This window comes from Microbacterium sp. NPDC088619, assembly GCF_044752825.1.
Lineage (GTDB): Bacteria > Actinomycetota > Actinomycetes > Actinomycetales > Microbacteriaceae > Microbacterium.
Genome location: NZ_JBIVLZ010000001.1, coordinates 1,479,946 through 1,500,705 on the forward strand (window position 1 = coordinate 1,479,946; position 20,760 = coordinate 1,500,705).

The window sequence follows — 20,760 nt, forward strand, 5'->3', positions numbered from 1 at the left end:
ACAGAAACACGGGCCCGCTCCTCACATCGAGGAGCGGGCCCGTGTTCGCTGCAGGGTCAGGGGAGGTCGCCGACCTCGAGCTCGTCGGGGTGATCGGCGTTGTCTCCGTCGGCCCTCTGATCCTCGCCCGGAGTCGCGGGGTCGATCTCGGGATCCGGGTCGTTCGTCACGAAGTCGGCGTCCACGCCCGTCGCGTCGATCTCGGCACCTTCGTCGGGTCCTGCCTGGGGGTCTGACATGATCGCTCCTATCGTCCGGGGTATCGGACCATCAGTGTGACTGAGACGAGCGCCGAGACGGCATCCCCTTGACATCCCCCGCGCCGCGCCGCGTTCGATCGGATGGTCGCCATGCGACCATCGGATCATGAGCGATGTCCCTCTCGTCCTTCCGACCCTTTCCGGCACACATGTGCGGCTCCGCGCATGGCGGGACACGGACACCGCCCTGGTCCAGGAGGCATCGCGCGACACGCTCATCCCGCTCGTGACCACGGTCCCGCGGACGTCCGACGAGACCGCCGCCCTGGCATTCATCCATCGTCAGCATCAGAGGCTCGAGTCGGGCGCGGGGTACGCGTTCGCGATCGCAGACCTCGATGACCGGGCGGTCGGCCACATCGGCCTCTTCCCCGTCGGCAGCACGCGTGCGAGCATCGGCTACTGGGTCGCTGCATCCCACCGCCGACGCGGTTATGCAGCCGACGCTCTCGCCACCCTGACGTCGTGGGCATCGACTCTCGAACGCCTCGACCGTCTCGAGCTCTATGTGGAGCCGGCCAACGAAGGCTCCTGGCGCGTGGCCGAGAGCGCAGGCTACGAGCGCGAGGGTCTTCTCAAAGCCTGGCAGAGGATCGACGGTCAGCCGCGGGATATGTACATGTATGCGCAGCTCATCGCTCGCCTGAACGAGTAATGAAAGTTCTCACAGCTCCACTATCCCCTGGATGACTGCGATAGTCTCGCGCCCGCTTGCACGTCCGAGCCTGAGTCTACGGTTGACCCGTGACCTTCCGCCCAGCCGACCGCGTCTATGTCGACGAGTCCAAGGCGCGCGGATACTACGTTGCGGCAACCGCAACTGCTATCGGAGACCTACGCCGGTCCGAGCGAGCCCTGCGCGACCTTCTCAAGCCAGGCCAGCGGCGCATCCACTTCAAGAGCGAAAGCGACAGCCGGCGACGACAGATCCTCTCGAGCATGTGTGCGCTCGATGTGCGTGTCTCCGTCTGGATTGTGAAACGTAGACCTGACAAAGAGGCTCGACCGCTGTCTCTCGGCGCACTTGTTGCGGAGGCGGTCAAGAGCGGTGCCGAACTACTGATCATCGAACGAGACGAATCTCTTGAGCGAGCGGACCGTCGACTGATCGCGGAAGTGATGCGTCGCGCCGGATCATCAGAATTGCAGTACCGACACGTCGCGCCTCACGAGCATCCGCTGCTCTGGGTGAGTGACGCCGTCGCTTGGTGCTATTCCAACGGCGGCGACTGGATCCGTCGGGTCGACGCGATCGTCGATTCACGGGTCATCCGACTCTAGAAACACGTGAGCCTGGCTCGTCTACCGTCCGGAAGACTGCCAGGCTCCGAGGGCTACTGCCCGCCGTATCTCAAGTCTATCGCGCAGCCACCGACTGGGGCTAGCGATCGTTCACCTCGAGCCGCGTCCGGCACAAACTGGCACACCCCCTGCCGCCACCGCTCCATGCAACCCGCCGAATACGCAAAAACCCCCGGGAATCCCGGGGGTTTTCATCTGTAGCAGGAGCGGGGCTTGAACCCGCGACCTCACGATTATGAGTCGTGCGCTCTGACCAGCTGAGCTACCCTGCCACACCGCATCCGCATCGCAGATACGAACGCTGTGAGCCCCGAGTCAGGATTGAACTGACGACCCCTTCCTTACCATGGAAGTGCTCTGCCACTGAGCTATCGGGGCGTGCTGCCCCTCGCGGGGCAACCACACGAGAATACCATCACTGTGGCGTCCTCATGAAATCGAGGTGTCAATACGAGGTGCGACCCGCGTTCTCGCGCAACCAGGGCAGCGGGTCGATCGTCCCGCCGTTGATGATGATCTCGAAGTGCAGGTGCGCGCCGTAGGAACGGCCGGTGTTTCCGGTGTGCCCGACGATGTCGCCGACCTTCACGGTCTGCCCGGCCTTGACCTGCAGCGACCCGTACTGCATGTGCGAGTAGTGGCTGGTGACGATCTGTCCGTCGATCACGTGATCGATGTAGACGGTCACACCGTAGGCGCCACCCTGCTCTGTGGCGGTGCGCACGACGCCGTCGGCGATCGCCTGGATGGGCGCGCCTTCGCCGGGGACGAAGTCGATGCCCTCGTGCAGACGGCCCCAGCGCATGCCGTATCCCGAGCTCATTCCCACGCCGACCTTGAAGGGCCACTGGATGGCGGCTTCGGCGTCGTTCGTGAAGACCTCGTTGGAGTAGTTGATGCCCTCTTCGGATGCCACCTGGATCAGGGAGACGGTCGAGAAGCTGTCGGAGCGCGCAAGCGACTCGTTCTGCACATCGGAGGAGGTGACGAACGCCTGGATCTCATCGTCGGCGGTGTCCGCCGACTTGGCGCCCGATGCGGCGACGAGAGACGTGGCCGCGAGCGAGGGCGATCCCTGCACTGCGGCGACGGCCTCAGCGGGAAGAGTCATTCCGACCGCGAGCAGTCCGGCGAGGCTCATCACGCCGACGGTCGCTCCGACCGTCAGGAACTTGCGCGCCGACGGGCGGCGGCGGCGGGCGACATGCTCGACAGGCGTCTCTTCAGCGGCAGCGCCCTCAGGCTCGGCTGTCGGCTCGGACGCGCTCTCCGAGGCGACGCGACGGAACGCGCGGGCCGCGGTCTCGAAGGCGTCGTCGGTGCTCGAACGATCGCGGCCGGCGTCGTCGCGCTCAGAGCGCACCGGCTCGGACTCGTCCTGGTCGACCGATGCGGGCGCGGCCTCAGACTCGGCGACGACCGGCTCGACGACGATCTCGGGAGCCTCAGTCGGCTCGACCGGGACGACGTCTGCGGAGTCGGATGCTGCTGACGCGGCGGCGACGGCGGTCGCTGCGATGAACACCTCTGCGGTGTTCAGTCGCTGGCGGGCCGCGCGGCGCGAAGTCGGGGTCTCGAACGCGACGGACGCGGATTCGGAGACGGGTGCAGCTTCGGAGACGGCTTCCGTCACTCCTGCCGCGGAGGCCTCGAAGGCCGCAGTGCGGGGACGGCTGGAACGGCGCGTGGGCGCAGAGGCAGCCTGTGAATTCTCGAAGGGCAAGTCAGATTCTCTCGGGTTTAACGTCAAGCTCGGGGGCGCTTACGACCTTCACCGATTCGGGCCGATGAAAGTAACGATCGGATAAACCCTAGCCTGATCCACCTGTGAATGCCATGAATCGTTCACGTTTCATCTCGAAGAATATCGAGCACTCGACGGTGGACCTCGGTTCCGCCCGCGATGAGCATCGGTCTCGCCGAGTCGAGGTCGATCAGGGAGACGCCGCCACCCGCTTCGGTGACGAGCAGAGCACCCGCCGCATGATCCCAGGGTTTCAGGCCGCGTTCGAAGTAGCCGTCCAGGCGTCCGGCGGCCACGAAGGCGAGATCCAGCGCCGCCGAACCGGCCCGTCGGAGATCCCGGGCGATCGGCATGATCCTGCGCACGGTGGCGAGGTCGCCGTCGTGCGTCGCCGGGTCGTAGCCGAATCCGGTGGCCAGCAGTGCTCCGGCCGGCGTCTCGTCCGTGACCGCGAGCTTCACCTCACCCAGAAACGCGCCGTGTCCCCGTGCCGCGGTGAAGAGCTCTTCGGATGCCGGGGCGTAGACGGCCGCGGCGAGCGCCTCCCACTCCCCCGCCACAGCGCTGCCACGCACCGCCGCGATGCTCACCGCGTAGGAGGGGATGCCGTAGGCGTAGTTCACCGTGCCGTCGATCGGGTCGACGACCCAGGTGATTCCGCTCTCGCCCCGCTCGGCCTCCGACTCCTCACCGAGGAAGCCGTCACCGGGTCGAGCGACGCGCAGCCGTTCCCGGATGAGCGCTTCGACCTCACGGTCGGCTTCGGTCACGATGTCTGCGAGCGTGGACTTCGTCGCGGCGAGGTGCACGCCCTCGGTCCGACGCGTGCGTGCCAGGTCACCGGCTTCGCGTGCGATTCGAGAGGCGAGGTCGACGAGCTCGCGTTCGAGGCTCACTGGGGCGGGAAGGGCGGGGCCGGCGGGTAGGCAGCGGGAGCCTCTGGCGCCTGCGGCACCGGAGGCGCAGGCTGCACCTGCGAGTACGGCTCGGGGGCAGCCGGGAAGGGTGCGACCGGGAACGGCTGCGGAGCCGGAGCGACGGGCAGCGCGTGCTGCGGGGCCTGAGGCTGCTGACTCGACGGATGCCCCGTGTAATAGGCGTTCCAGTCCGGCGACCCGTCAGGCAGCACCGGCAGTGGAGTGAGACCGTCGGCGTAGGTCGGCCAGGCGGGAGCGGAGGCGACGCCGTGAGCGACGGCAGCACGAGCGCCCGCAGGCTTACGGGGCGCGAACAGCGCGTTCAGCAGGGGGATCAATGTGGTTCCCACCGCCGCGAGGATCGTGAGCGCGACGACGATGCGCCAATAGAGCTCGCCGTACTCGAAGGTGTGCGGGAAGGTGAGGAAGAAGATCAGCATTCCCACGAGTCCGCCGAGGAACACGATCGTCGCAATGTAGATGATGCGGGTGAACGTCGTCACGTGGCGCTGTGCGGCCGGAGTGAACAGCCGCACATGCAGCAGTGCGAGCTGCAGGATTCCCACGACCAGGAGCAGCTGGAAGAAGCGCTCTGCACCGGTGAAGAACTGATCGTCCTCGGGAAGCCAGATCTTGACGGCTCCGACGAGCAGAGCGACGATCCAGCTGACCATGCTCGACAGCGCGAGCCAATCGGGACGGTTCGGTGCGAGCCCCGCTTCGAGGATCGCGATTCCTGCGAACGCGGCGAGCAGGAGGATGGTGAGGAAGGCTCGGCCGATCAGCCCGTCCTGATCACCGACCAGCACCCACACGACGCAGACGAGCGCGGCGGCGATGAGCGCACCGATGGCGATCCAGATCGCTCCCCTGATCAGCAGGGACATGTTCTTCTTCTCGACCAGCGCAGGGGGCTCCTGGGCGATCTCCGGCTGCGTCATCGCGTTCCTCTCGTTGGGCGGCGTTGCGTTCATCCTTGCATGCACCGACGCGGGGGCAGGAGCGACAGCGCGATCCGTGGACACATCCGTCGAATCGGATCCGGCCCGATGATCAGCGCTTGCGCGCGGACGAGGCTGCGAACGCGGCGATCCGGGCCTGAGCGTCCGGCGTCGCCATGGCGGCTCCGATCGATCGAGCCTCCTCGCTCAGCTGCTCCGCGAACGTTCGCTCGGGCTGCGACCGCACGAGTCGCTTCGCATGCCCGTAGGCCTCTGCCGCCCCGGCCAACCAGAAGCGCGCGACCTCCTCGGCGCGGGATCTGACCAGGTCGGCTTCGTCCGCCGAGTCCGCGCCTTCGACGCTCTCGGCGACGAGGCCCCATTCCACCGCTTCCGCGGCGGACAGCATGCGGTCCTGCAGCACCAGTTGCAGCGCCCGACGTTGCCCGACCGCCCTGGCGAGCTGGGCCGAGACCGAGAGGTCGGGGGTCAGCCCGATGTTCGCGTACAGGCTGCCGAGACGAGATCGTGCGCCGACGACGGCATAGTCGCTGCTGAGCAGGATGCCGAGCCCACCGCCCGCCGTCGTCCCGTGCGCTGCGGCGACGACGGGCACCGCGGACTCCGTCAGCGAGCGGATGCCGGTGTTGATGACCTCCGCGAGCGCGGTGATGTCGTCGGCCGACCCCATCGTCGTCGCCATGTCGATCACGTCGCCGCCCGCGCAGAACGCCGGACCGGCCGCGTCGACCAGGATCGCCTTGACGTCCGACCGGGACGTGGCCTCCGCCGTCGCATCCCGCCAGGCGTGCGCGAGGTCTGCGTTGAAGGCATTGAGTCTCGCCGGGCGGTTCAGCGTGAGCCTGGCCAGTCCCTCATCGACAGCGAACAGGATGGCGTCGTTCATGGCTTCTCCTTCGAGCACAGGACGTATGCCACCAGGCTAACCGCGATCAGGCGGGCTGCCTCACTCGTCCCACGAAGGCCTCCATACGTCGCCTGGTCCCGTCGAGACGGAAGTCCACCTGCCCCGGTGCCCTGACCTCGTTCGGGGCGAGCGGGTGCGCGAGCCTCACGTTCTCGTGGCACGACAGATCCGCGCAGATGTAGGTGCCCACCGAGTCGCCTCGCTCCCCGGCCTCGCCCGCACGTCGCGCCGAGAAGAGCGCCACCTGGTTTCCCGGCTGCATCGTGTGGCAGATGTTGCACATTCCCGAGCGCCCACGGCCGGGGTCTGAGACTCGAAGGACGACTCCGGAGATCTCCCCGTCATGCTGGGTCAGGACATATCCGCGACGCCCCGCACTCGGATCGCGCCATGCGAAGAAGTCGAGGTAGTCCCAGTCGACCAGCACGAGGTCGAGCGGCATCTCCATCACCCTCAGCTCGTCCGCATCCGCGTTGACGAAGGACGCACGGATGTCTGCCTCGGTGAGCGCTCGCATTCGACCAGTCTATGAACGCCTCGAGCGATCGGAGCGCGCTGGGGGATTCAGACTCCGCATCGGAGGAACCAGGGTGAATTCCGGGGTGAGATACCGCGTCTGCGAATCACCCGCGGGGGACGCAGGTCAGCGCGCCCCTATCGTGAACACAGGTCGACGAGAGCACGAACCCCCAGGTTCATCCCTCCCCACGCTCCCGACTCTGAGGCGCACCGCGCAACACCCGAACGCGAGGTGCGCCTCATCGACCGGTCTCTCAGTCGTCGAGCAGGCCGAGCTCGGCGGCGCGTAGAAGCGCCTGTTCGCGGTTCGACGCTCGGAGCTTGCGATATGCGCTCCGGCGTTGGACCTTCACCGTGTTCGGCGAGACGAAGAGTGCCGCGGCGAGTGCATCGGTGGACGAGGTCTTTCGGAGCTCGCGCATCACGGCGAGCTCCCGCGCCGTGAGCCTGACCGGGGGCGGCAATGCCGGGAACGGGCAGACGTCCGATGCGCGCGCGAGGTACGAATCGAGGAAGTCCTGCTCGGCCGGCGCACAGACTTCGCGCACCTCACCCAGGACGGCTCGGTCGAACATCACCAGCGGAGCCTGAGAACGTTCCTCTCGCAGGACCGCGACCGCACGAGACATCGCACGGGCAGACGCCTCGCGTTTGCCCAGCCGGGCAGCAGCAGCCGCCGACGTCACGGCGGCCAGACAGAACGGACCGAGATCCGTGCCTGCTTCGGACTGTGCGGTCTCGGCGGCCGCGAAGGAGAGCGCGTCGTCTCTGGCGAGCAGAGCGGTGAAAGCCTCTATGGCGCTTCGAGATGGATCGTCCGCGGGCAGCGCGGCCACGTTCCGGCGAGCCGCTGCTTGATCGCCGAGCGCCAGGGATGTCATCGCCTGAGTGACCGTCAGCCTCGATGATCCATAGCCGGAGACCGCCGAGTTGACTCCCCTCCCCAGCGCATGGGTGATGGCGAAGGATGCCTCTGCCTTGCGCCCTACGCGCAGGTCGATCTCGCTCCGGATGCAGACGAGGTACGGCCAGAGCTCGGTGGTGCCCAGGTGATGCGCGATCGAGTCCGTCCGGCGCCGAGCCTCGTCGAGGTCGAGCGCCGCGACCGCGATCACCGCATGAGCGATCTGCTCGAGTATCCCGAACTGCTCGACACGCCAGACCGGCGGCGGGTCGGCGTCGTCGATCGCGTCGAGGACCCGTCTGGCGTCGGAGAGTCGTCCTCGCAGAGCATAGACACCGGCGAGCGTCGCAGCGCAGTGATACCAGCCGCCGTCATCATCGGGCATCCGCAATCCGACGCCGTCTTCGAGGATCATCACCGTATGCGCGACCTGTATGGTCATGCCGAGTTCGAGAACCTCGATGGCATCCGAGATCCGCCCGAGCTGCAGGTAGCTCAGCCCGCAGTTGCTCAGCAGCAGCGCTGCGAACCCCGCGCACTGCGCGCGTTGTTCGGCATCCATCGCGTCGAAGACCTTCATGACGAGGTCCGCCGTGTCCCCCGATCGCCGGAACTGTCCGGCGAAGCGCTCCGCCAGTGTCTTCGCGCTGAGCATCCAGAATCGCTCGACGGGATCGTCGTCGAGCCCGCGCCGGCGCAGCGACAGGGCGGCGCTCTGGAAATAGGCGAAGGCGCGCAGTCGATGCCCGAGCCGCAGCAGCACCAGCGCGAGCAGCATGCCGAGCAGCGGATGACGCGCGAGCACGAGGGGGCTCTCTCGTCTCAGCAACGAGTCGACGTCCTGCGGGCTCGTGCGAGTGAGGATGAACCAGGACTTGCGCCCCAGGCGTGACGCGAGAACATAGTCCTTCGCTCGCATCGCATTCGTCAGCGCTTCGAGATGGCGACCGTGCTCGGCGGCCCAGAGCGCGACGGTTCGGCGGATCGGCGCCACGGTCTCGGCAGGCCGCTGATCGAGCCTGCGGATGAGCGCTTCCCGAAGCAGCGGCGTGTAGACGAAGACGAAACCCTCATCACCCGACTCCCACATGCCCAGGCCGTACAGCTCGGCACGATCGAGGTGCTCACGTCCGCCGTCGGGCCATCCGAGGCGCTGGGCGATCTCGGTCGTCACACCACCAGGCACCGACGTTCTGAGAAGAAACTCCTCGAAATCCGCAGGAACGTCTGCACCGATCAGGCTGGCCATCAGAGCGTCGCCCAGTCCCTGCACGTCGACGGCAGCGATCTCGACGGGGACGCGGTGCGTTGCGAGCGTCAGCCCCAGCGCTCGAGCGGCGAGCGGCAGCGTGCTCTCCTCGCCGAGCGCGCCAGGGGCGATCGTCTGGCCGGACACACGTTGCACCACGTCGCGAGCCTCGTCGCACGTGAAGAGGAGATGTGCGGGGCCGACGATGCAGACATCCGCGGAGGCGAGCATCTGCAGCGTCCGGGCGACGGTCGACCGACGCGTCGCCACGACGATCCGCAGCATCGGTGCGATTTCGAGCAGGTCGAGACTCACCGTCAGAAGCGCTCTCTCGTCGACCCTCTCCGCGTTGTCCATCAGGATCATGCATGGTCGAATGAGATCGGCGAGAAGGCGTCCGAGCTCGCCCGCCGGATCCCGGACACTGTCGAACCCGCGAAGCGCCGAGCGTGCGGCGCTCCGATCGGCGATCAGGTCCTGGACGACGAGTTGCATCAGGATCTCGCGAAGCAGGAGGTGCTCATTCGTGATGCTCTCGTCGAACCCGAGCCTGACCGAAGCGGCCTCTCGCGAGTGCTGCGCCGCCGCCCACTGGCTGAGCAGAACCGATTTCCCGCCGCCCGCCGGGCCGCTGACGACAGTGAGGGCATGACCGCGATCGAGGATCTCCGTCAGCCTCGGGCGCTCGATCATGTGCAGGGGAAGACGCGCTCGATCTTGCGCACGTCCACCTGGCCCCTGCCCCATCGGTCGCCTCCCCCGAGAGCGCGCGACTCTCCGCGATCCGATCGTAGATCCGCGACCGAGCGCGGAATACTGCGCGAGCAGACGTATACCGAGATATCGGTCGGGAGCCGCGGCGAGCAGGCCTATTCGGCGGCGCGCTGCATGGCCTCATCGGCTTCCGAGACGATGTTGCGCATGGCAGCGGACGCCGCATCCGCGTCGCCGCTCGCCACCGCGAACGCGACATCCCGGTGCCACTGCACAGCGTTCCGGTTCGCCACGTGCGGCATGAGCGAGTGGGCGGTGCGTCCGCGGAGGACCGCCTCCACCGTGCCTCCGAGGGCGGAAAGCATCCCGTTGCCGGATGCCTCGAGGAGGAGGCGGTGGAACCGGATGTCGGCCGTGAGATACCGCTCGCGATCCGCCTCATGATCTTCCTCGCCCATCGCGACGACGAGTGACACGAGATCGACCTTCTGCTCCGAGGTGGCCATGCCTGCAGCGAGGCGCGCAGCGAGAGGTTCGATCACTGAACGCAGCTGGCTGAGCTCGCGGAGCTGCTCGTCACGCCCCGGACCCGCGAGCCGCCATGCGATCACCTCCGGCGCGTAGACATTCCAGTCGGCGCGCGGCCGCACCTCGACGCCGGACTTGCGCCGCACCCAGACCAGGCCGTAGGACTCCAGGACCCGCACCGCTTCGCGTGCTGCAGAACGGGACACGCCCCTCTGCTGAGCCACCTCGACCGTCAGCATCCGCGAGCCCGGCGGATGTTCGCCATCGACGATCGCGCGACCGAGCTCGGCGACGAGCGAGTCGTGAACGGGGCTTGCAGGGCCGGCGACGGTCATATGTCGAGTATGCCCGTCGCGAATCGGTGACGTGGGACATCTCACATCAATGTTTCGTTTATGTTGCGCATGACGTGGTATGCGTGCTTATTATGTACGGCATAAGGTCGTAAACCACGCCCGGATCAAGGAAGCTCATGGCACTCTTCACCCCCGCCGCCGACGCGCTCATGACGGCAGTCGCCGACACCGCAGCCCCTGACCGCCCCGCCGGTCAGCTGATCACCGCCGCAGTGCTGGGGATCGCGATCATCATCGTCCTCATCACCTGGGTGAAGCTGCATCCCTTCCTGTCGCTCACCATCGGCGCGCTCGCCACCGGCGCGATCGCCGGCATGGACATCGCCTCGTCGGTCACCAGCTTCTCGACTGGCTTCGGCACCACCATGGGTGGGGTCGGCATCCTGATCGCGCTCGGCGCGATCTACGGCAAGCTCCTCGCGGATTCCGGCGGCGCCGACCGCATCGTCGACACACTCGTCAGCCGGGCCAGCGCACGTTCGCTGCCCTGGGTCATGGGACTCATCGGCGCCGTCATCGGCCTCCCCATGTTCTTCGAGGTCGGCCTCGTGCTCCTCGTACCGGTCATCATCCTCGTCGCGCGGCGCTCCGGCGCCCCGCTCATGCGCATCGCGATCCCCACGCTCGCCGGCCTCTCCGCCATGCACGGCCTCGTCCCGCCGCACCCCGGCCCTCTCGCGGCGATCGATGCCCTCGGCGCCAACCTCGGCCTCACCCTCGCCTTCGGTGTGATCGTGGCGATTCCCGCCGTGATCATCTCGGGCCCCCTCTTCGCACGCTTCGCCGAGCGCTGGGTCGATGTGCCGGTGCCCGAGCTGTTCGTCACCGAGGAGGACGAGGGTGTCGAGCAGCGTCGTCGCCCCTCGTTCGGCGCCACGCTCTTCAGCATCCTGCTGCCGGTGTTCCTCATGCTCGCGAAGGCTGTCGCCGACATCTCGGCCGCAGGCTCGGACGCCCCCTGGAAGCTCGCACTCGACTTCCTCGGCACCCCGGTCATCGCACTGCTCATCGCGGTGCTCGCCGGCTTCTTCATCCTCGGACACGGCGCCGGCTTCGACCGCAGCAAGATCAACGACATCGTGGGATCGTCGCTCGGCCCGATCGCCGGCATCCTGCTGATCGTCGGCGCGGGCGGCGGTTTCAAGCAGGTGCTGGTCGATACCGGCATCGGCAACGTGATCGCCGAGTTCGTCTCCGGATCCTCGGTCTCGGTGCTGATCCTCGCCTGGCTGGTGGCCGTCGTCATCCGCATCGCCACCGGATCGGCGACCGTCGCGACGATCACCGCCGCCGGCATCCTGCAGCCGCTCACCGAGACCCTCGACTCCCCCATGGTCGCGCTGCTCGTGCTCGCGATCGGATCTGGATCGGTCTTCCTGTCGCACGTCAACGACGCGGGCTTCTGGCTCATCAAGGAGTACTTCGGCCTCAGCATCCCGCAGACCCTGAAGTCGTGGACGGTGCTCGAGTGCCTCATCTCGGTCACCGGTCTCGCCGGGGTCCTCGTCCTGAGCATCTTCGTCTGAGCGCGCCATGATGTCCGTAAACGCACCTGTCCTGGTCTTCATGGGCGTCGCCAGCACCGGCAAGTCCACTGTCGCGGCCATGCTCGCCGGCCGCCTCGGCTGGGCCTTCGAAGAGGGCGACGATCTGCACCCCGAGGCGAACGTCGCCAAGATGGCCGCCGGCCATGCGCTCAACGACGACGACCGCTGGCCCTGGCTCGACCGCATCGCCGAGTGGATCGACGCACGCATCGAGGCCGGCGAACCCGGCATCGTGACGTGCTCGGCGCTGCGCCGCAGCTATCGTGACGTGCTTCGCCGCGACGCCGTCACCTTCGTGCATTTCGCCGGTGAGCGCGAGCTGATCCTCGACAGGATGCTGCGCCGCCAGGGTCATTTCATGCCCGCGACGCTGCTCGACTCGCAGTTCGCCACGCTGGAACCGCTCGAGGACGACGAGAGGGCGATCGAGATCGACATCGCGCTCACCCCCGCCGAGCAGGCTGCGCAGATCGCCTCCCGGCTACGCCTGCACCCCGACTACTGAGACGATTCCTCGGCTCGCGACACTCAAGAGTCATGAGGAACCCGATGCGGCACCCGTCCCCAGCAGTGCTCGTGGCGCTGATGCTCAGTGCCGGGCTCGCGGGATGCTCGCCGCAGGCCGCCGCCCCCGACACCCCGCACGATCCGACGAGTGATGCGAGAAGCACGGGTATCGGAGCGAGCGCTCCCCCGGCTGCCTCACGGGCGTGCGAGGGGCTGGCGCTGATGCTGACGATCGATTCGGCATCGCCACGGTCGGGCCAGACCGTCTCCGTATCCGTCGATCCTGCCGAGTGCCGCATCGACGAGCAGTGGGCGGGAGAACTGATCGTCCGCACTGCCGATGGCGACACGAGCACCGGCTCACGCCTCGAGATCGGAGCGACCAGCGTCTCGGTCGATCTGCCACCCGATCTCACGGGACCGGCGCTGCTGATGCTTGCGCCCGATCAGGACTGCGAGCAAGCCGGTGCCACCGGCGACTGCCACTATCCGTTCGCGGAGATCGAGATCCGCCGCTGACCGCGGGAAGCCACTGATCGCACTGCCGCTCCCTCGTGGGTTCGTATGGTTGAGGACATGGAGATTCGATCGCTGGACGTCTCAGATGACCGCGCTATGCGCAGCGCCTACTTCGTCGAGACCGCCGCGAACGAGCACGCGCGACCGGGCTGGCGGGGTGCGGGCGCAGACGCACGGACTCTCGGGTGGCGTGCTGACGACGGATGGACCACCCGACTTCTCGGAGCGTGGGACGACGAGCGACTGGTCGGATTCGGCGCGAGCGTGACGCATGACAGCGTGCCTGACACCGCATGGATCTTCGCGTGGGTGCTTCCTGATCTCCAGCATCGTGGAATCGGGAGCGCGTTGGTGCGTGCGGCTGAAGAGCAGAGCCCTCCGGTGGTCGCCCGGTTCGTCGCGAGGGCGTACAGGCCGACGCGCGACGCGATCTCGACGCTCGCGCGAGGCTTCCTCGAACCCCTGGGATTCGCGTCTGCCACAACGGAGACGGTCGTCGAACTGGATCTTCGCGCCGTATCGCTGCCCGAGCAGTCGGCGGTGGCGGGCTACACGGTCACCAGCCATATCGACGGTGTGCCCGAAGGCCTCCGCGAGGAGGTCGGCCGGATCAAGGGTCTGGTCGATGCAGAGGCACCGAACGGAGAGCTGGCCTGGCTCGAATCACCGGTCACGGCGGCCGAGTACCTCGAGGAGATCGAGCTGTGGAACGCACAGGGCTCGACCGCTGTGGAGACGGTCGCAGTGGATGCCAGCGGCGAGGTGGCGGCATGGACCTGCCTCGTCACCTCTGAGACGCAGGGTGGACACGCTCGGATCGAAGGAACACTCGTCCTGAAAGACCACAGGGGGCATGCGCTGGGTGCCGCCGTGAAACTCGCGAACCTTCAGACTGCTCGCGCGCTGCACGGAGTCGGTCGCGTGAGGACCAGCACCGACGATCAGAACATCTGGATGCGCTCGATCAACAGCATGCTCGGCTTTGTGCCTGTCGAGTTCGAAGCGATCTTCCAGAGAACCGTGAACCCGGGGTGAGTCGCTGTCACCGCCTGCGACTCACACGTCACCCCACGAGCAGCCCCAGCGCCGTGATCCCCTCGACGACGAGGTCGTGATCGTCGGCTGAGGGAAGCCCCGACACCGTCGCGACCGCGACGACGCCCACGCCGTCGACTCGGACAGGCACCGACCCGCCGGCGACGGCATACGTGACGGGGTCGAGCCATCCCGGCTCGTGCATGTCGCGCTCACCGCTGGCGACCCGTTCTTCGAGCAACGCGGTGCTGGTCTCGAACCGCAGGGCGGTCGCGGCCTTCTTCTGCACCCAGACGTCGTTGTCGGCCGTCGCTCCCGGCAGCGATGCGTGGAACAGGACGCCCGAAGCCGTGCGCACATCGACCGCAACCGGAGCCCCCTGAGCCAGCGCCCGCTCTGCGATGGAGCGCCCGAGCCGCCACGCGTCCGCGCGGTCGAACCGACGCAGGACCAGTTCGACGTGCTCCCTCTCCAACTGTGCGAGCCTCGTCTGGTCGGTCATCGGCGGTGCCTCTCGTAGATGGTTCGCTTGAGACTGTAGCCGCCGCACTGCGCTACTCCCGAAGCGCGCGCCGCGCCCTGAGCACTCCGAGTCCGATCAGCAGCATCGCCGTCAGGATGACGCTCAGGATCGCGCTGTTCGCGGCGAACAGCCACCAGTCGTACGAGGTGTCGATCGGATCGTGCCACGCCCGCTGATACTCGAACGTGATCGTCGCCGGGTACTCCGTCGGCTGGTACCGCGAGAGGTCCTGGGTCACCCATCCGAACGGCCATCCGAACACCGCGTCGCGAAGCTCTTCGTGCCGCGCGACCCTGACGCTGCCGCTCACGAGGAAGAACACCGCCGCGGCCGCCCCGAGGGGCAGCAGACAGAGGAAGTACTGCAGGGCACTGGTGCCCCACCTGCGCAGCGCGCTCAGTTCCTCTTGGTCCGCAGCACTCCCCGGATGATCGATCCCCGCATCCATACTGCCCGCTCACCGGAGATGACGAAGCCCCGGGCGCCTGAGGCGTTCCGGGGCTTTCAGTGGTGGCGAGTGAGGGATTCGAACCCCCGAATGCTGAGCAGTCTGATTTACAGTCAGATCCCTTTGGCCGCTTGGGTAACTCGCCAGAGCGCACCCGTCCAACTTCGACAGCCAACCGGGGGCACGATAGATAATCATACCTGCCAAGGGCAGGCGTGAGAAATCGAGCGCTCAGCTCCCGAAGACGCCCTGGTCAGGGTCGGCCAGGGACTCCGGAGTCCGCAGCAGCCCGCCCTCGGCGCGGCACGTCGCAGCGGCCACGTCCATCGCTCGATCGAGCAGCTGCTGCCACCCGTCGACGTCAGACGGCGTGCCGTGCGCGAGCCCTGCGGCCACGGCGGCGAGAGTCGCATCTCCGGCCCCGACGGTGTCGACGACGCGTCCAGGCAGCGTCGAGATCGGCGCCGTGACGATTCCGGCATCCGACTCGAGAGCCGCACCATCGGCGCCCGCTGTCGCGAGAACGGCACTGACCCCGAGTGCGCGCAGCCGCGCCCTGAGAGCGTCGAGATCCCCGTCGTACAGGAGCGACGCATCATCTGCGCCGACCTTCACGATCGATGCCCCGGCGGCCGCACGCTCGAAGCCCCGCACGAACTCTGCGCGGTCAGTCAGCATCCCCGAACGCGGATTCGGGTCGACAGCGAGACGAGCATCGCCGACGGCCTCGAGGAACGCATCGACCTCGGCGGGGACGTCGAAGGGAAAGCAGCTGACGGCCACGAGACTCGAATCGGCGATCGCTCGACCCGCCTCATCGGAGTACCGGATGCTGCGCCTCCGCGCGGCCTCGTTGAAGACATACACGGGCTCGCCGTCGGCCCCGCGCTGGACGATCGCACGAGATGAGCCGAGCGGCGCCTCACTCGAGATCAGCCGCACATCGTGATCCGCGAGGTACTCGCGGATGTGCGCGCCCGCTTCGTCCTCTCCGACCATCGCGATCAGGGTCGTCGGAACGCCCAGCCGGCGAAGACCGACGGCGACGTTCAGCGCCGCGCCGCCCACCAGCTCTCGCACACCGCCGTCGTCGTGGATCTCGTCGATCAGCGCGTCTCCGACGACGACTGCACCGGGCACACGGGAGGAATCATCACTCATTCTGCCGACACTACCGCGAGAGCGGCTTCGGCGACGGTTCGGTCAGCCTCCCGGCGTGGGCAGGGCGCAGCGCTACGGTGAGCGCATGAACGCTCGATTCGCCGCCGGAGCTGCGGCTCTTCTGCTCGTCGCAGTGCTCACCGGCTGCGGTCCGGCCGGCTCGGGATCCGGAGGTTCGAGCGAATCCCCGAAGCCGTCGAGTTCGTCGCCCGACGAGTCGGCCAACCCGACGACCTCGCCGACACCGACGACCACGCCGATCGCGTTGCCGACGGACTGCCGCGCCATCCTCTCGGAGGACGTGCTGGCGCAGCTCGACGGCATCCCTCTCAACGATGCGGCCTTCGGACCCTCCGGAGTGGGCGACGACGGCGCGCTGACGTGCATCTGGGCGGACCCGAAGGCCGACACCACCCGTCTCGTCACGACGATCTCTCTGATGAACCGCGGTCCGGCCCTCGACATGCTGAACGCTCTCGTCGCCGATGAGGGCTTCACCTGCTTCACTCCGGACGGCGGCACCCGCTGCGAGAAGACCTGGCCGAACACCCAGTACCCGGTCACCGACGGGCGCACCCTGTTCTGGCGTGACGACGTGCTGATCGACTCCGAATACTCCAACTTGGCCCCCGAGGGCTACACCTCGAGCATCGTGGCCCACCTCTTCGAGTGACCCGCTCGCATCCGGGCACGAAGAAGGCCCCGGGCGAAACGCCCGGGGCCTTCTCACTCACTCAGTACGTCAGTTGTACGTACCCGGCGTGATGTCGTCCGTCGAGAACGCGTCGAAGTCGACGTAGCCGAAGTCGCCGTCAGCGTACGCGCCGTCGGATGCGAAGATCCGGTTCGGGTAGCGCTCGCTCTTGGCTTCTTCCGTCGCCTCGACCGTGACGTCGCGGTACTTCGAGAGACCGGTTCCGGCGGGGATGAGCTTACCGATGATGACGTTCTCCTTGAGACCGACCAGCGGGTCGCGCTTGCCCTGCATCGCAGCCTCGGTGAGCACGCGGGTCGTCTCCTGGAAGGAGGCGGCCGACAGCCACGACTCCGTCGCGAGCGACGCCTTCGTGATACCCATCAGCTCCGAACGGCCGGACGCCGGGCGCTTGCCCTCTGCCACAGCCTCGCGGTTGATCGCCTGGTAGCGCTTGAGGTCGACCATCTCACCCGGAAGCAGGGTCGTGTCGGCGTGATCGACGACGGTGACCTTGCGGAGCATCTGACGGACGATGACCTCGATGTGCTTGTCGTGGATCGGCACACCCTGCGAGCGGTACACGCCCTGGACGCCACCGACGAGGTAACGCTGCACCTCGCGGGCACCCATGACACGCATGACCTCCTTGGGGTCGAGCGTGCCGACCAGGAGCGGCTGACCGACGCTGACGTGCTGACCGTCCTCGACCAGAAGCGTCGCACGCTTCAGGACCGGGTAGATCACTTCCTCGTCACCGTTGTCGGGCGTCAGGATGAGCCTCTTGGCCTTGTCCGTCTCGTCGATCGTGATGCGACCGTCGGCCTCTGCGATAGGCGACGCAGCCTTGGGGGTACGCGCCTCGAAGAGCTCCTGCACGCGGGGCAGACCCTGCGTGATGTCATCGGCCGAAGCCGAACCACCGGTGTGGAAGGTACGCATCGTCAGCTGGGTACCGGGCTCACCGATCGACTGGGCCGCGATGATGCCGACGGCCTCTCCGATGTCGACGGTCTTACCCGTCGCGAGCGAACGGCCGTAGCACTGTGCGCAGACACCGACAGCGGAGTCGCAGGTCAGGACGGAGCGCACCTTGATGCTCTCGACCCCGAGTCCGACCAGCTTGTCGATCAGCACGTCACCCACGTCGTCACCGGCAGAAGCGAGGACCTCGCCCTTGCTGTCGACCACGTCGGAGGCCAGCGTACGAGCGAACACCGAGTTCTCGACGTTCGCGTCGCGCACCAGCTCGCCCTGCGAGTTCGGAGCGGCGATCGGGAGCTCGAGGCCCTTCGACGTGCCGCAGTCCTCTTCGCGGATGATGACGTCCTGCGAGACATCCACCAGACGACGGGTCAGGTAACCCGAGTCGGCGGTACGCAGAGCGGTGTCGGCGAGACCCTTACGGGTACCGTGCGTCGCGATGAAGTACTCCGCTACCGACAGCCCCTCGCGGTACGAGGAGATGATCGGACGCGGGATGATCTCACCCTTGGGGTTGTTGACGAGACCACGCATACCGGCGATGTTCCGGATCTGCAGCCAGTTACCACGAGCACCCGACGACACCATGCGGTTGATGGTGTTGTCTTCGGGGAAGTTCGCCCGCATCGCGGCCTGAACCTCGTCCGTGGCCTCGGTCCAGATCTTGATGAGCTCCTGGCGACGCTCGGTGTCGGTCGTCAGGCCCTTCTCGTACTGGGACTGGACCTTCGCGGCCTGCTTCTCGTAACCGGCGACGATCTCAGCCTTGTTCGGCGGCGTCAGGATGTCGCTCAGAGCGACGGTCACACCGGAGCGAGTTGCCCAGTAGAAACCGGCGTCCTTGATACGGTCCAGCGACGCAGCCGTCTCGACCTTGGGGTACTCCTCGGCCAGCTTGTTGACGATCTGCGACAGCTTGTTCTTGTCAGCCTGCTCGCGGACGAACGGGTATCCCTTGGGAAGCGTGTCGTTGAAGATCGCCTGTCCGAGCGATGCATCGACGAGACCATGACGCTCGTAGCCCTCGGGAGCTTCGCCCTCGAGGAACGTCAGACCCGGGATGCGGATGCGGACCTTGGCCTGCAGGTCGAGGGTGCCCTCGTCCTTCGCCAGGATCGCCTCGCCCACCGAACCGAAGGCACGGCCCTCACCGGCTGCGCCGACCTTGACCGTGGTCAGGTGGTGCAGACCGATGATCATGTCCTGCGAAGGCAGGGTGACCGGGCGGCCGTCGGACGGCTTCAGGATGTTGTTCGACGCCAGCATCAGCACGCGGGCCTCGGCCTGAGCCTCGACCGACAGCGGCAGGTGGACAGCCATCTGGTCACCGTCGAAGTCGGCGTTGAACGCCGCGCAGACGAGCGGGTGCAGCTGGATGGCCTTGCCTTCGACGAGCTGAGGCTCGAAGGCCTGGATGCCGAGACGGTGCAGGGTGGGTGCACGGTTGAGCAGCACCGGACGCTCGCGGATGATCTCCTCGAGCACGTCCCAGACCTCGGGACGCGTGCGCTCGACAGCGCGCTTGGCTGCCTTGATGTTCTGCGAGTGACCGAGGTCGATCAGGCGCTTGATCACGAACGGCTTGAAGAGCTCCAGAGCCATCTGCTTGGGCAGACCGCACTGGTGCAGCTTCAGCTGCGGGCCGACGATGATGACCGAACGGCCCGAGTAGTCGACGCGCTTGCCGAGCAGGTTCTGGCGGAAACGACCCTGCTTGCCCTTCAGCATGTCGCTGAGGGACTTCAGGGCGCGGTTGCCGGTACCGGTGACGGGGCGACCACGACGGCCGTTGTCGAACAGTGCGTCGACGGCCTCCTGCAGCATCCGCTTCTCGTTGTTGACGATGATCTCGGGGGCGCCGAGGTCGATCAGACGACGAAGACGGTTGTTGCGGTTGATCACACGACGGTAGAGGTCGTTGAGGTCGGAGGTCGCGAAGCGGCCACCGTCGAGCTGCACCATCGGGCGCAGCTCCGGCGGGATCACCGGAACGACGTCGAGGACCATGGCGGCCGGGCTCATGCCGGTCTCCAGGAACGAGTTGACGACCTTCAGACGCTTGATCGCACGGATCTTGCGCTGGCCCTTGCCCTCGGAGATCTGCAGGTGCAGGCTCTCCGCCTCAGCGGCCAGGTCGAACGCCGCGAGGCGACGCTGGATCGACTCGGCGCCCATGTAGGCCTCGAAGTACTGACCGAAGCGGTCCTGCAGCTCGTGGAAGACGTCATCCTCGGGGCGCAGTGCACCGACCTCGAGGGTGCGGAAGTCTTCCCACACGCGCTCGAGCTTGGCGATCGCCTCGTCGGCACCCTTGCGGATGAGCGACATCTCCTTCTCGGCGGCGTCCTTGACCTTCTTCTTCGCGTCGGCCTTGGCGCCCTCCGCCTCGAGGGAAGCGAGCTCCTCCTCCAGGCGAGCCAGGCGCTCGGCGATCTTCGCGTCGCGACGGTCTCCGAGCGTCTTCAGCTCGAGACGGATGTTGTTCTCCTGCGTGCCCAGGTCGCGGTGACGAGCATCCTCGTCGACCGAGATGACCATGTAGGCGGCGAAGTAGATGACCTTCTCGAGGTCCTTCGGCGCCATGTCGAGCAGGTAGCCGAGACGCGAGGGAACACCCTTGAAGTACCAGATGTGGGTGACGGGAGCGGCGAGCTCGATGTGACCCATGCGCTCACGACGGACCGAGGACTTGGTGACCTCGACGCCGCAGCGCTCGCAGACGATGCCCTTGAAGCGGACACGCTTGTACTTTCCGCAGGCGCACTCCCAGTCGCGGGACGGGCCGAAGATCTGCTCTCCGAAGAGACCGTCCTTCTCCGGCTTCAGGGTGCGGTAGTTGATGGTTTCAGGCTTCTTGACCTCGCCGTAGGACCAGGCGCGGATGTGGTCCGCGGTGGCCAGGCCGATGCGAAGCTCATCGAAAGTGTTTGACTCGAGCACAAATTCTCCTGTGTAGGAATTCTTCTGAAGAAATCGGGGA

The 20,760-nt window shown here is 66.9% G+C and carries 19 protein-coding genes and 3 tRNA genes; 7 read left to right on the forward strand and 15 right to left on the reverse strand.

The window, feature by feature from the left end:
* Positions 1–56 precede the first annotated feature (56 nt).
* A complete protein-coding gene (locus ACIP5T_RS07385) occupies positions 57–239 on the reverse strand; it encodes a hypothetical protein (protein WP_400861931.1) in 183 nt (60 codons plus the stop codon).
* A gap of 127 nt (positions 240–366) precedes the next feature.
* Here ACIP5T_RS07385 and ACIP5T_RS07390 point away from each other — a divergent pair, with 127 nt between their 5' ends.
* Together ACIP5T_RS07390 and ACIP5T_RS07395 are read left to right on the forward strand one after the other, a co-directional pair.
* Positions 367–915: a GNAT family N-acetyltransferase gene (locus ACIP5T_RS07390; RefSeq protein WP_400861933.1), complete on the forward strand. Its 549-nt coding sequence runs from the start codon at positions 367–369 to the stop codon at positions 913–915.
* A gap of 89 nt (positions 916–1,004) precedes the next feature.
* Positions 1,005–1,541, forward strand: coding sequence for a hypothetical protein (locus ACIP5T_RS07395; protein ID WP_400861935.1), 537 nt, complete (start codon positions 1,005–1,007; stop codon positions 1,539–1,541).
* A 219-nt stretch (positions 1,542–1,760) separates the two neighbouring features.
* Here ACIP5T_RS07395 and ACIP5T_RS07400 read toward each other — a convergent pair.
* The 9 genes from ACIP5T_RS07400 to ACIP5T_RS07440 all read right to left on the reverse strand — a co-directional run bounded on the left by ACIP5T_RS07400 (position 1,761) and on the right by ACIP5T_RS07440 (position 10,341).
* Positions 1,761–1,834 (reverse strand) — tRNA-Met (locus ACIP5T_RS07400).
* 34 nt (positions 1,835–1,868) lie between these two features.
* A tRNA-Thr gene (locus ACIP5T_RS07405) sits at positions 1,869–1,940 on the reverse strand.
* Between the two features lie 67 nt (positions 1,941–2,007).
* Positions 2,008–3,285, reverse strand: a complete 1,278-nt coding sequence (locus tag ACIP5T_RS07410; RefSeq protein WP_400861936.1) for a peptidoglycan DD-metalloendopeptidase family protein — start codon at positions 3,283–3,285, stop codon at positions 2,008–2,010.
* Positions 3,286–3,407: 122 nt separating this feature from the next.
* The gene (locus ACIP5T_RS07415) at positions 3,408–4,202 is read right to left on the reverse strand and encodes an inositol monophosphatase family protein (protein WP_400861937.1); all 795 of its coding nucleotides are present in this window, start codon (positions 4,200–4,202) and stop codon (positions 3,408–3,410) included.
* Positions 4,199–5,164 (reverse strand): hypothetical protein, encoded by a 966-nt coding sequence (locus ACIP5T_RS07420; RefSeq protein WP_400861938.1) that lies wholly within the window; start codon positions 5,162–5,164, stop codon positions 4,199–4,201. Before ACIP5T_RS07420 ends, ACIP5T_RS07415 begins: the two co-directional genes overlap by 4 nt.
* A 112-nt stretch (positions 5,165–5,276) precedes the next feature.
* A complete protein-coding gene (locus ACIP5T_RS07425) occupies positions 5,277–6,071 on the reverse strand; it encodes an enoyl-CoA hydratase/isomerase family protein (protein ID WP_400861939.1) in 795 nt (264 codons plus the stop codon).
* Positions 6,072–6,117: 46 nt separating this feature from the next.
* Positions 6,118–6,609 carry an FBP domain-containing protein gene (locus ACIP5T_RS07430; protein ID WP_400861941.1) on the reverse strand — a complete coding sequence of 164 codons (492 nt, stop codon included), beginning with the start codon at positions 6,607–6,609 and terminating at the stop codon, positions 6,118–6,120.
* A 256-nt stretch (positions 6,610–6,865) separates the two neighbouring features.
* On the reverse strand, positions 6,866–9,457 hold the full coding sequence (locus ACIP5T_RS07435) for a LuxR C-terminal-related transcriptional regulator (protein WP_400861942.1): 2,592 nt from the start codon (positions 9,455–9,457) through the stop codon (positions 6,866–6,868).
* A gap of 176 nt (positions 9,458–9,633) precedes the next feature.
* Positions 9,634–10,341 (reverse strand): FadR/GntR family transcriptional regulator, encoded by a 708-nt coding sequence (locus ACIP5T_RS07440; RefSeq protein WP_400861944.1) that lies wholly within the window; start codon positions 10,339–10,341, stop codon positions 9,634–9,636.
* Positions 10,342–10,478: 137 nt separating this feature from the next.
* On the opposite strand from ACIP5T_RS07440, the gene ACIP5T_RS07445 reads away from it, so the two are divergent.
* Genes ACIP5T_RS07445 through ACIP5T_RS07460 form a run of 4 tightly spaced genes read left to right on the forward strand, consistent with a single transcriptional unit; the run spans position 10,479 to position 13,970 of the window.
* Complete coding sequence (locus tag ACIP5T_RS07445; RefSeq protein WP_400861945.1) at positions 10,479–11,888, forward strand: GntP family permease; 1,410 nt, start codon at positions 10,479–10,481, stop codon at positions 11,886–11,888.
* Positions 11,889–11,895: 7 nt separating this feature from the next.
* Complete coding sequence (locus ACIP5T_RS07450) at positions 11,896–12,414, forward strand: gluconokinase (protein WP_400861946.1); 519 nt, start codon at positions 11,896–11,898, stop codon at positions 12,412–12,414.
* Positions 12,415–12,458: 44 nt separating this feature from the next.
* Positions 12,459–12,935: a hypothetical protein gene (locus ACIP5T_RS07455; protein WP_400861947.1), complete on the forward strand. Its 477-nt coding sequence runs from the start codon at positions 12,459–12,461 to the stop codon at positions 12,933–12,935.
* A 57-nt stretch (positions 12,936–12,992) separates the two neighbouring features.
* The gene (locus ACIP5T_RS07460; RefSeq protein WP_400861949.1) at positions 12,993–13,970 is read left to right on the forward strand and encodes a GNAT family N-acetyltransferase; all 978 of its coding nucleotides are present in this window, start codon (positions 12,993–12,995) and stop codon (positions 13,968–13,970) included.
* Between the two features lie 28 nt (positions 13,971–13,998).
* Here the strand turns inward: ACIP5T_RS07460 and ACIP5T_RS07465 are convergent, their stop codons facing one another.
* The 4 genes from ACIP5T_RS07465 to ACIP5T_RS07480 all read right to left on the reverse strand — a co-directional run bounded on the left by ACIP5T_RS07465 (position 13,999) and on the right by ACIP5T_RS07480 (position 16,102).
* Positions 13,999–14,472, reverse strand: a complete 474-nt coding sequence (locus ACIP5T_RS07465) for a heme-binding protein (protein ID WP_400861950.1) — start codon at positions 14,470–14,472, stop codon at positions 13,999–14,001.
* Between the two features lie 52 nt (positions 14,473–14,524).
* A complete protein-coding gene (locus tag ACIP5T_RS07470; protein ID WP_400861952.1) occupies positions 14,525–14,941 on the reverse strand; it encodes a hypothetical protein in 417 nt (138 codons plus the stop codon).
* 60 nt (positions 14,942–15,001) lie between these two features.
* Positions 15,002–15,086: transfer RNA gene (locus ACIP5T_RS07475), tRNA-Tyr, on the reverse strand.
* Positions 15,087–15,172: 86 nt separating this feature from the next.
* Positions 15,173–16,102 (reverse strand): carbohydrate kinase family protein, encoded by a 930-nt coding sequence (locus tag ACIP5T_RS07480; protein ID WP_400861953.1) that lies wholly within the window; start codon positions 16,100–16,102, stop codon positions 15,173–15,175.
* 85 nt (positions 16,103–16,187) lie between these two features.
* Here ACIP5T_RS07480 and ACIP5T_RS07485 point away from each other — a divergent pair, with 85 nt between their 5' ends.
* Positions 16,188–16,775, forward strand: coding sequence for a hypothetical protein (locus tag ACIP5T_RS07485; protein ID WP_400861954.1), 588 nt, complete (start codon positions 16,188–16,190; stop codon positions 16,773–16,775).
* A gap of 69 nt (positions 16,776–16,844) precedes the next feature.
* Here ACIP5T_RS07485 and rpoC read toward each other — a convergent pair whose 3' ends face one another.
* On the reverse strand, positions 16,845–20,720 hold the full coding sequence (gene rpoC / locus ACIP5T_RS07490) for a DNA-directed RNA polymerase subunit beta' (RefSeq protein WP_400861955.1): 3,876 nt from the start codon (positions 20,718–20,720) through the stop codon (positions 16,845–16,847).
* Between the last annotated feature and the right edge of the window lie 40 nt (positions 20,721–20,760).

Excerpts from the sequence above, each read along its gene's own strand:
- ACIP5T_RS07385 (WP_400861931.1), bottom strand. The coding sequence starts at position 239 with ATGTCAGACCCCCAGGCAGGACCCGACGAAGGTGCCGAGATCGACGCG.
- ACIP5T_RS07390 (WP_400861933.1), top strand. The coding sequence starts at position 367 with ATGAGCGATGTCCCTCTCGTCCTTCCGACCCTTTCCGGCACACATGTG.
- ACIP5T_RS07420 (WP_400861938.1), bottom strand. The coding sequence starts at position 5,164 with ATGACGCAGCCGGAGATCGCCCAGGAGCCCCCTGCGCTGGTCGAGAAG.
- ACIP5T_RS07425 (WP_400861939.1), bottom strand. The coding sequence starts at position 6,071 with ATGAACGACGCCATCCTGTTCGCTGTCGATGAGGGACTGGCCAGGCTC.
- ACIP5T_RS07430 (WP_400861941.1), bottom strand. The coding sequence starts at position 6,609 with ATGCGAGCGCTCACCGAGGCAGACATCCGTGCGTCCTTCGTCAACGCG.
- ACIP5T_RS07435 (WP_400861942.1), bottom strand. The coding sequence starts at position 9,457 with ATGATCGAGCGCCCGAGGCTGACGGAGATCCTCGATCGCGGTCATGCC.
- ACIP5T_RS07440 (WP_400861944.1), bottom strand. The coding sequence starts at position 10,341 with ATGACCGTCGCCGGCCCTGCAAGCCCCGTTCACGACTCGCTCGTCGCC.
- ACIP5T_RS07445 (WP_400861945.1), top strand. The coding sequence starts at position 10,479 with ATGGCACTCTTCACCCCCGCCGCCGACGCGCTCATGACGGCAGTCGCC.
- ACIP5T_RS07450 (WP_400861946.1), top strand. The coding sequence starts at position 11,896 with ATGATGTCCGTAAACGCACCTGTCCTGGTCTTCATGGGCGTCGCCAGC.
- ACIP5T_RS07455 (WP_400861947.1), top strand. The coding sequence starts at position 12,459 with ATGCGGCACCCGTCCCCAGCAGTGCTCGTGGCGCTGATGCTCAGTGCC.
- ACIP5T_RS07460 (WP_400861949.1), top strand. The coding sequence starts at position 12,993 with ATGGAGATTCGATCGCTGGACGTCTCAGATGACCGCGCTATGCGCAGC.
- ACIP5T_RS07465 (WP_400861950.1), bottom strand. The coding sequence starts at position 14,472 with ATGACCGACCAGACGAGGCTCGCACAGTTGGAGAGGGAGCACGTCGAA.
- ACIP5T_RS07470 (WP_400861952.1), bottom strand. The coding sequence starts at position 14,941 with ATGGATGCGGGGATCGATCATCCGGGGAGTGCTGCGGACCAAGAGGAA.
- ACIP5T_RS07480 (WP_400861953.1), bottom strand. The coding sequence starts at position 16,102 with ATGAGTGATGATTCCTCCCGTGTGCCCGGTGCAGTCGTCGTCGGAGAC.
- ACIP5T_RS07485 (WP_400861954.1), top strand. The coding sequence starts at position 16,188 with ATGAACGCTCGATTCGCCGCCGGAGCTGCGGCTCTTCTGCTCGTCGCA.